The 7,480-nt window shown below is 73.4% G+C and carries 8 protein-coding genes; 5 read left to right on the top strand and 3 right to left on the bottom strand.

Going from position 1 to position 7,480, the window contains the following annotated elements; all coding sequences use genetic code 11:
- The coding region (locus tag GEV28_RS41410; protein ID WP_367115295.1) for a glycosyltransferase at positions 1–824 on the bottom strand (824 nt) is incomplete at its 3' end.
- A gap of 158 nt (positions 825–982) precedes the next feature.
- Here GEV28_RS41410 and GEV28_RS41405 point away from each other — a divergent pair.
- Positions 983–1,168 carry a hypothetical protein gene (locus tag GEV28_RS41405; RefSeq protein WP_291419715.1) on the top strand — a complete coding sequence of 62 codons (186 nt, stop codon included), beginning with the start codon at positions 983–985 and terminating at the stop codon, positions 1,166–1,168.
- A 54-nt stretch (positions 1,169–1,222) separates the two neighbouring features.
- On the opposite strand, the gene GEV28_RS41400 is transcribed toward GEV28_RS41405, so the two are convergent.
- Positions 1,223–1,462, bottom strand: a complete 240-nt coding sequence (locus tag GEV28_RS41400) for a hypothetical protein (protein WP_291419714.1) — start codon at positions 1,460–1,462, stop codon at positions 1,223–1,225.
- A 116-nt stretch (positions 1,463–1,578) separates the two neighbouring features.
- Positions 1,579–1,845, bottom strand: a complete 267-nt coding sequence (locus GEV28_RS41395; protein ID WP_291419713.1) for a zf-HC2 domain-containing protein — start codon at positions 1,843–1,845, stop codon at positions 1,579–1,581.
- 118 nt (positions 1,846–1,963) lie between these two features.
- Here GEV28_RS41395 and GEV28_RS41390 point away from each other — a divergent pair, with 118 nt between their 5' ends.
- The 4 genes from GEV28_RS41390 to GEV28_RS41375 all read left to right on the top strand — a co-directional run.
- Entirely contained in the window at positions 1,964–2,551 is a 588-nt protein-coding gene (locus GEV28_RS41390) for a sigma-70 family RNA polymerase sigma factor (RefSeq protein ID WP_291419712.1), read from the top strand.
- 21 nt (positions 2,552–2,572) lie between these two features.
- Complete coding sequence (locus GEV28_RS41385; RefSeq protein ID WP_291419711.1) at positions 2,573–2,809, top strand: phosphopantetheine-binding protein; 237 nt, start codon at positions 2,573–2,575, stop codon at positions 2,807–2,809.
- The gene (locus GEV28_RS41380) at positions 2,802–6,692 is read left to right on the top strand and encodes an amino acid adenylation domain-containing protein (protein ID WP_291419710.1); all 3,891 of its coding nucleotides are present in this window, start codon (positions 2,802–2,804) and stop codon (positions 6,690–6,692) included. Before GEV28_RS41385 ends, GEV28_RS41380 begins: the two co-directional genes overlap by 8 nt.
- 37 nt (positions 6,693–6,729) lie before the next feature.
- The coding region (locus tag GEV28_RS41375; protein ID WP_291419709.1) for an MFS transporter at positions 6,730–7,480 on the top strand (751 nt) is incomplete at its 3' end.

Here is a 7,480-nt window from a genome sequence, read left to right as displayed (position 1 = left end):
CGGGCCGGCTCGTCGACCGCCGCGCGGGCCACCGTTCGGCGCAGGGTCCGGGCGTCCAGGTCGGCCTGCCGGACCACCACGCCCAGGCCGAGCGACTCGACGCGGGCGGCGTGCCGGTGCTGCGCGGGTGTCCGCGGCGCCACCACCAGCGGCGTCGCGTGCCGCAGGGCGGCCGCGATGCCTGGCAGCTCGCCGTCGGTGAGGACGACGTCGGCGTGGTCGAGCACGGCGTAGCGGGCCGGCAGCGCGGCGAAGTTCGCCGGCAGGTCGTCGGCCGGCACGTCGGCGGCCAGCAGCACCACGCGCCAGTCCCGCTCGGCGAAGGCGGCCGCGAGCAGGTCGAGCGGCACCGAGCCCAGCGCCACCACGAGCACCTGCCGCGGGTCCTCGGGCGCCCAGCCGCCGTACACGCGACCACGTCCGGCCGGGTGCACGTAGAGGTAGTCCGCGCCGAAGGACCGCTCGGCGGGCCAGTCCACCGTCTCGCCCGTGGCCAGGTTCGTGTGCGCGACCACCACCGGCACACCCCACTCCTGGCCGAGCTCGACCGCCGCGTCGTAGGTCCCCGGGTCGCACACGACCAGGTCGACCGGGTCGGTCCGCAGCCGCGCGGTGAACGCGGGCAGCCGGCGCAATGCGGCGGCGTCGCGGCCGTACCGCAGCATCAGCACGCCGGACTCGGCGTCCTCCTCGGCGAACGGGTCGCTCGTCGCGAACGTCACCATGTGCCCGCGCAGGCCGAGCTCCTCGGCGACCGCGAGCGTCAGGTACAGGTGGTTCTCGTCGGGACGGCTGAGGAACAGCACATGCCGGGTCAATCCCATGTCGGCCTCCGTGGACGGGTCACGGGTGTAGAGAAGAACGTATGTCCGCCCGGTCTCGGTCGGGTCGAGCCCGGGTCGAATGCCGTGGTGGCGACGCCGCGAATGCGCTATGGCCGGCGCCACACCCGGCTCGAGGACGTCGCCGTTCGGGGTGAAGTGTGCCGCAGGTCGCGGACCTGGCCGAGCCGCCGGTGCGGCTGCTGCTCGGCAGCGACGCGGTGCACTACGCCGAGCAGGTCGACGCCGCACGCGCCGCGTCGGACGCGAAGTGGCGCGAGCTGTCCGTCAGCACCGACCACGACGACGCCACCGCCGAGGACCTGGACCCGATGGCCCGCTTGTGATCCCGACCGGGAGGCGGCCCCCGGCTCGCACCGGAGGGCCGCCTTCGCGCGTGGTCACTCGGGTGTGGCGAACATGTGGACCAGCTCGAACTGGTGGCCGTCCGGGTCGGCGATGCCGCGGCCGTACATGAAGCTCTCCACGGTCGGGTCGCTCGTCGCCGAGCCGCCGTTGGCGAGCGCCGCGTCGGCCAGCTCGTCGACCTTCGCCTTGCTGTCCAGGCCGAGCGCCGCGTAGAACACGATCGACCTGTTCAGGTCGCGCACCGGAAGGTTGACGAAGATCTGCGTGGCCATGGTGTCCTCCTCGTTGCGGCCGGGTCCGTCCCGGCACCGCAACGCGTCGAACGGCCCGCGACCGGATCGACAAGATCATCAGGACTTCCTCGGCGCGCCGGCACTCGCGGGGTGGGTCAGCCGTGGCCGAGGGGCACTATCCCTTCCGGGAACCGGCCCAGTACGGCGTCGGTCACGTCCGGCCACGGCTCGGCCGGGCGAAGCCTCGCCAACCGGGTCACCCGCGCCGCCAGGTCCAGCCAGTTGCGGCACGACACGCATCCGTCGAGGTGCGCGTTCAGGTCCCGCGCCTCCTCGGCATCGGTCTCGCCGTCCAGGTAGGCGGAGAGCAACTCCGCGTAGTACTCGCACTCCACGTCAGAAAGGTCGGTTGACCGGGTCACGAGGTTCCCGTGAATTCCTCATACCCACTCGATCATTCGCATGACAGCGATCTGAAGTCTCGCTCGAATCGCGCTGGAGCGCATTTTCGAGGCGTTATTCATGGTTACAGTCCGAACCATGGTGGACGGAACCTCCGACGAGGCGACAACGGAAATGGCACTCGCCGCCGGGCGCGGCGATCGGGCCGCCGCCGGCGCATTCATTCGCGCGACCCAGCGCGACGTCTGGCGTTTTCTCACCCACCTGGCCGGGTCGGCGGACGCCGAGGACCTCACCCAGGAGACGTTCGTCCGCGCGCTGCGGAGCCTGCCCACCTTCTCCGCGCGCAGCCACGCCCGGGTGTGGCTGCTGGCCATCGCCCGGCGGGTCGCGGTCGACCACGTGCGGGCCGCGATGAGCCGGCCGCGGCTGTCCGCTGGCGAGGACTGGCAGGCCGCCGCGGAGCGACTTCCCGCAGCTCAGCTGCCTGGCGTCGACGTCACAGTGGCGCTCGGCCAGGCACTGCGCATGCTCTCGCCGGACCGGCGGGAGGCGTTCGTGCTGACCCAGGTGATCGGGCTCGCCTACGCCGAGGCCGCGCAGGCCTGCGGCTGCCCGGTGGGCACCATCCGGTCCAGGGTCGCCCGCGCTCGCCGGGACCTCGCGAACGCACTGGGCGAGGGTCGGCGACGCGTTCCGGCACCCCGCATCTCCCAATCAATGTGACAGCCCGAGGGTGAGGATGAAATGGCTGAGTCGTTGACCCGGGCGGCTGTTCGTGCCGATGTCGCCGAAATTCTGTGCACAAGTCCGGACAACTTGTCCGAAATGGCGAACATGTTCGAGTCCGGGATCGACTCGATAAGGTTGATGACGTTGCTGGAGCGATGGCGGGAGGCCGGCGCGCGGGTGAGCTTCGTCGAACTCGCCGAGCGGCCCTCACTCGCGGACTGGCTCACCCTGCTGGTGGGCACCCGTGGCTGAGGAGATCCCGCTCACCGCCGCCCAGGCGGGCATCTGGACCGGCCAGCAGCTCGAGCGCGACAACCCGGCGTTCAACATCGCCGAGTACGTCGAGATCCACGGCCCGGTCGACACCTATCTCTTCGTGGCCGCCGTGCGCCGTGCGGTCGGCGAGACCGATGCGCTCAACGTCCGGTTCGTCGAGACCGAGGACGGCGGCGCGGTCCAAGTCCTGGACCCGCGTCCGGACTGGCCGTTCCCGGTGCTGGACCTGCGCGCCGAGCCGGACCCGGTCGCGGCCGCGCTGGCCTGGATGCGGGCCGACCTCGCGCCCGCCACCGACCCGGCGACCGACCCGCTGTTCGCCCACGCGCTGCTCCGCCTGGGTGCGGACCGTTTCCTGTGGTACCAACGGGTGCACCACATCGCGCTGGACGGGTTCGGGTTGTCGCTCGTGGCCCGCCGGGTCGCCGAGGTCTACACCGCGCTCGACGCGGGTGTCGAGCCGCAGGCGGAGACGTTCGGCTCGCTGGCCTCGGTCGCCGAGGAGGATGCCGCCTACGCCGCGTCCGAGCAGCACCCGGCGGACCGCGAGTTCTGGCTGGCCAGGGCAGACGACGGGATCGACCCGCCGAGCCTCGCCACCCGCACCGGCCCGCTGCCCCGGTCGGTGCTGCGGTGCGGCGGCGACATCTCCGTGACGACGGTCGAGACGGTGAAGGCGGTCGCCCGCGTGGCCGGGGTGTTCTGGCCCGACGTGCTCGGCGCGTCGTTCGCCGCGTACCTGCACCGGATGACCGGCGCGACGGACATCCCGCTGACGCTGCCGCTGATGATGCGGCTCGGCTCGGCGGCGCTGCGGGTGCCGTGCATGGTCACGAACGCCGCGCGGCTGAAGCTCTCGGTCACCGGCGCGGACAGCCTCGCGACCCTGGCCCAGGAGCACGCGAGGGAGCTGCGGGAGATCCGGCCGCACTTCCGGTACCGCTACGAGCAGCTGCGCCGCGACCTGCGGCTGGTGGCGAGCGACCGGAAGCTGTTCGGCCCGTCGGTCAACCTGATGGCGTTCGACTACGGCCTTTCCTTCGCCGGCCACCCGGGCACCGTGCACAACGTGACGGCGGGCCTCGTCGAGGACATGGTGCTCAACATCTACGACCGCGCGGACGGCACGGGTCTGCGGGTCGCCCTCGACGCGAACCCGAACTACTACGACCAGGACGAGGTCGCGACCCACCTGCGCCGCTTCCTGACGCTGCTGGCGCGGGCCGCCGCGGAACCCGACCGGCCGGTCGGCGAGCTCGACCTGCTCCTGCCGGGGGAGCGGGAGACCCTGCTGCACGAGTGGAACGACACCTCGGCGCCGGTTCCCGCGGCGACCATTCCTTCCTTACTACGCGCGCAGGCCGTCGCGACGCCGTCGGCGACGGCGCTCGTGGCCGGGGACGCGACGCTGACCTTCGCCGAGCTGGACGCGCGGTCGAACCAGCTGGCCCGCCTGCTGGTCGCGCGCGGCGCCGGGCCCGGCCGGCGGGTGGCGTTGCTGCTGCCGCGGACCGCGGAGGTGATCGTCGCCCTGTTCGCGGTGCTCAAGGCGGGCGCGGCCTACGTGCCGGTGGACCCCGAGTACCCGGCCGAGCGGATCCGGTTCATGCTCGCCGACAGCGGCGCCGTGCTCGTGCTCACCACGGCCGAGCAGGCGGGCACGGTCCCGCTGCCCGCCATCGTGCTCGACGGACCGCTCGCGGCCTCGGCGTCCGATGTGGACCAGTCGGGTCCGGACTCCGCGCTGTGCCTGATCTACACCTCCGGGTCGACCGGCCGGCCCAAGGGCGTGGTGCTCGAGCACCGCGGCATGGTCAACCTGTTCGCCAACCACCGCGACCACCTGATCGAGCCCGAGGCGCGCGGTCGCGGGCTGGCGGTGGCGCTGACCGCGTCGCTGTCGTTCGACACCTCGTGGGAGGGCCTGCTGTGGCTGCTGGCCGGCCACGAGCTGCACTTCGTCGACGACGACGTCCGGCGCGAGCCCGCGGCGATGCTGGACTACATCGCTTCGCACCGGATCGACTTCCTCGACCTCACGCCGACCTACGCCGAGGAGCTCGTCGCCGGCGGGCTGCTGGAGGCCGCGCACCGGCCGGCGGTGGTCGCGCTGGGTGGCGAGGCGGCCGGGGCGGCGCTGTGGACGGCGCTGCGCGGGTCGGGCATCTCCGGCTACAACCTCTACGGACCGACCGAGTGCACCGTGGACACCCTCGCCTGCCGGCTGGCCGACAGCGAGACGCCGGTGATCGGCCGGCCCATCGCCAACACCCGGGCCTATGTGCTGGATGCCGCGCGCCGGCTGGTGCCCCCGGGGGTGGTCGGCGAGCTGTGGCTGGCCGGCGCGCCGGTCGCGCGTGGCTACCACGAGCGGCCGGAGCTGACCGCCGAGCGGTTCGCCGACGACCCGTTCCACGGCGGCCGGATGTACCGGACCGGGGACCTGGCCCGGTGGCGGCCGGACGGGGTCGTGGAGTACCTGGGCCGCGCCGACGACCAGGTGAAGATCCGCGGCTACCGGATCGAGCTCGGCGAGATCGAGGCGGTCCTCGCCGGCCATCCGGACGTCACCCAGGCGGCGGTGACCGTGTGGGACACCCGGCCCGGTGGCCGGCGGCTCGCCGCCTACGTCGTGGCGTCGGTGGATCCGGCCGACCTGCGCGGCTACGTGGCCGAGCGGCTGCCGGAGTACCTCGTGCCGCCCGTGATCGTCGCGGTCGAGCGGCTGCCGGTGACGCCCAACGGGAAGCTGGACCGGGCCGCGCTGCCCGCGCCGGTGGCGGTGGCGGAGACGACCGGCCGCGCGCCGCGGGAGCACCGCGAGCGGGTGCTGTGCGGGTTGTTCGCCGAGGTGCTCGGCGTGCCGGGGGTGGGCATCGACGACGACTTCTTCTTCCTCGGCGGGCACTCGCTGCTGGTGGCCCGGCTGATCAACCGGATCAAGGCGGAGTTCGGCGTCAAGATCGGCATCCGGGCGGTGTTCCAGGCACCGACCGTGGCCCGGCTGGCGCCGACGCTCGGCGACCCGGCGACGCCGGAGCTGAGCGCGTTCGACGTGCTCCTGCCGCTGCGCGCGGACGGGTCCGCGCCGCCGCTGTTCTGCATGCATCCGGCCGGCGGGATCAGCTGGTCCTACGCAGGCCTCATCACCACGCTGGACCCGGCGGTGCCGATCGTCGGCGTGCAGGCCCGCGGCCTCGACCGCGACGAGCCGATCGCGACGTCCGTCCCGGAGATGGTCGCCGACTACGTGGCCGAGATCCGGCGGGCGCGGCCGCACGGGCCCTACCACCTGCTGGGGTGGTCGCTGGGTGGGGTGCTGGCGCACGAGGCGGCGGTGCTTCTCCAGGCGCAGGGCGAGGAGGTGGCGCTGCTCGCGCTGCTGGACTCCTACCCGATCCCGTCGGCGTGGCAGCACCAGGAGGTGCCGAGGAAGCGCGACTTCCTGGTGGAGGTGCTCGGCCAGGCCGGCTTCGACCGCGCCGACGTGCCCGACGAGGACCTGACGTCGGACCAGGTGGCGGGCGCGCTGGCGGAACAGGGGGTCGGCCTGCTGGCGACCCTCGAGCCCAGGCATCTGGACGCGGTCTACCGGGCGTTCGTCGAGCACACCCGGGCCGGCCCCGGCCATACTCCGGGCCGCTTCGACGGCGACGCGGTGCTGTTCGTGGCGACCGAGGGCAAGGACGCGGACTCGCCGACGCCGCCCCTGTGGCGCTCGCACATCACCGGCCATGTCGCGATCCACGAGATCGCCTGCGAGCACAACCAGATGGCCACCCCGACGGCTCTCGCCGAGGTGGGCCGGGTCCTCACCGAGCACCTCGCCACCCGCGACGAGCGGAAGGCAGCGGCATGACAACCCCGGGGTTCGGCGCGGTTCGGGTGGTGGCGGCGTGAGTGCCACGCGGCGGGACTGGGTCGGGTTGCGGGTGCTGCTCGCCGCGACGTTCATGGGGCAGGTCGACGGGTTCGTCGTCAGCGTGGCCAGCCCGTCCATCCAGGAGGACCTGCACGCCGGGTTCGACCAGATCCAGCTCGTCGGCGCCGGTTACGTGCTCGCGTTCGCCGCCCTGCTGGTCACCGGGGCGCGGCTCGGTGACCGGTACGGGCGGCGGCGCGTCTTCCTCGTCGGCGTCGCCGGGTTCACCGCCACCTCGCTGCTGTGCGGGCTGGCGCCGACCGCGGAGCTGCTCATCGCCGGCCGGTTCGCGCAAGGAGCCGCCGCCGCGCTGATGGTGCCGCAGGTGCTCGCCATCGCCCGCGCGATGTTCACCGAGCCGGCCGACCAGGCCCGCGCGGTCGCCCGGTACGGCATGGTCATCGGGCTCGGCGTGGTGAGCGGCGTCGCCGGCGGCGGGCTGCTCGCCCAGGCCGACCTCGCGGGGCTCGGGTGGCGGTCCGTCCTTCTCGTCAACGTCCCGATCGGGCTGGGCATCCTCGTCGCGGGCAAGGCCGTCGGCGAGAGCCGCGGTGCCGCCGGCCGGCTCGACCTCGCCGGCGCGGCGCTCACGATCGTCGGCGTCCCGGCGCTGCTGATGCCGTTGATCTTCCTGCCCGGCGCGACGGCGACGGCGGTCGGCCTCGCGGTCGCGGCGACGGCGCTCGGCGCGCTCGCGCTGCGGCAGCGCCGGCTCGCCGCCGCCG

The organism is Actinophytocola sp. (genome assembly GCF_009379765.1).
In the GTDB taxonomy this organism is placed as follows: Bacteria; Actinomycetota; Actinomycetes; order Mycobacteriales; family Pseudonocardiaceae; genus Actinophytocola.
Note: the sequence above shows the minus strand (reverse complement) of the source record. Positions and strands in the feature narration are given on the sequence as shown.

What these genes read in the sequence shown, in the direction of transcription:
- GEV28_RS41400 (WP_291419714.1), bottom strand. Translation starts at nt 1,462, where the DNA reads ATGGCCACGCAGATCTTCGTCAACCTTCCGGTGCGCGACCTGAACAGG.
- GEV28_RS41390 (WP_291419712.1), top strand. Translation starts at nt 1,964, where the DNA reads ATGGTGGACGGAACCTCCGACGAGGCGACAACGGAAATGGCACTCGCC.
- GEV28_RS41385 (WP_291419711.1), top strand. Translation starts at nt 2,573, where the DNA reads ATGGCTGAGTCGTTGACCCGGGCGGCTGTTCGTGCCGATGTCGCCGAA.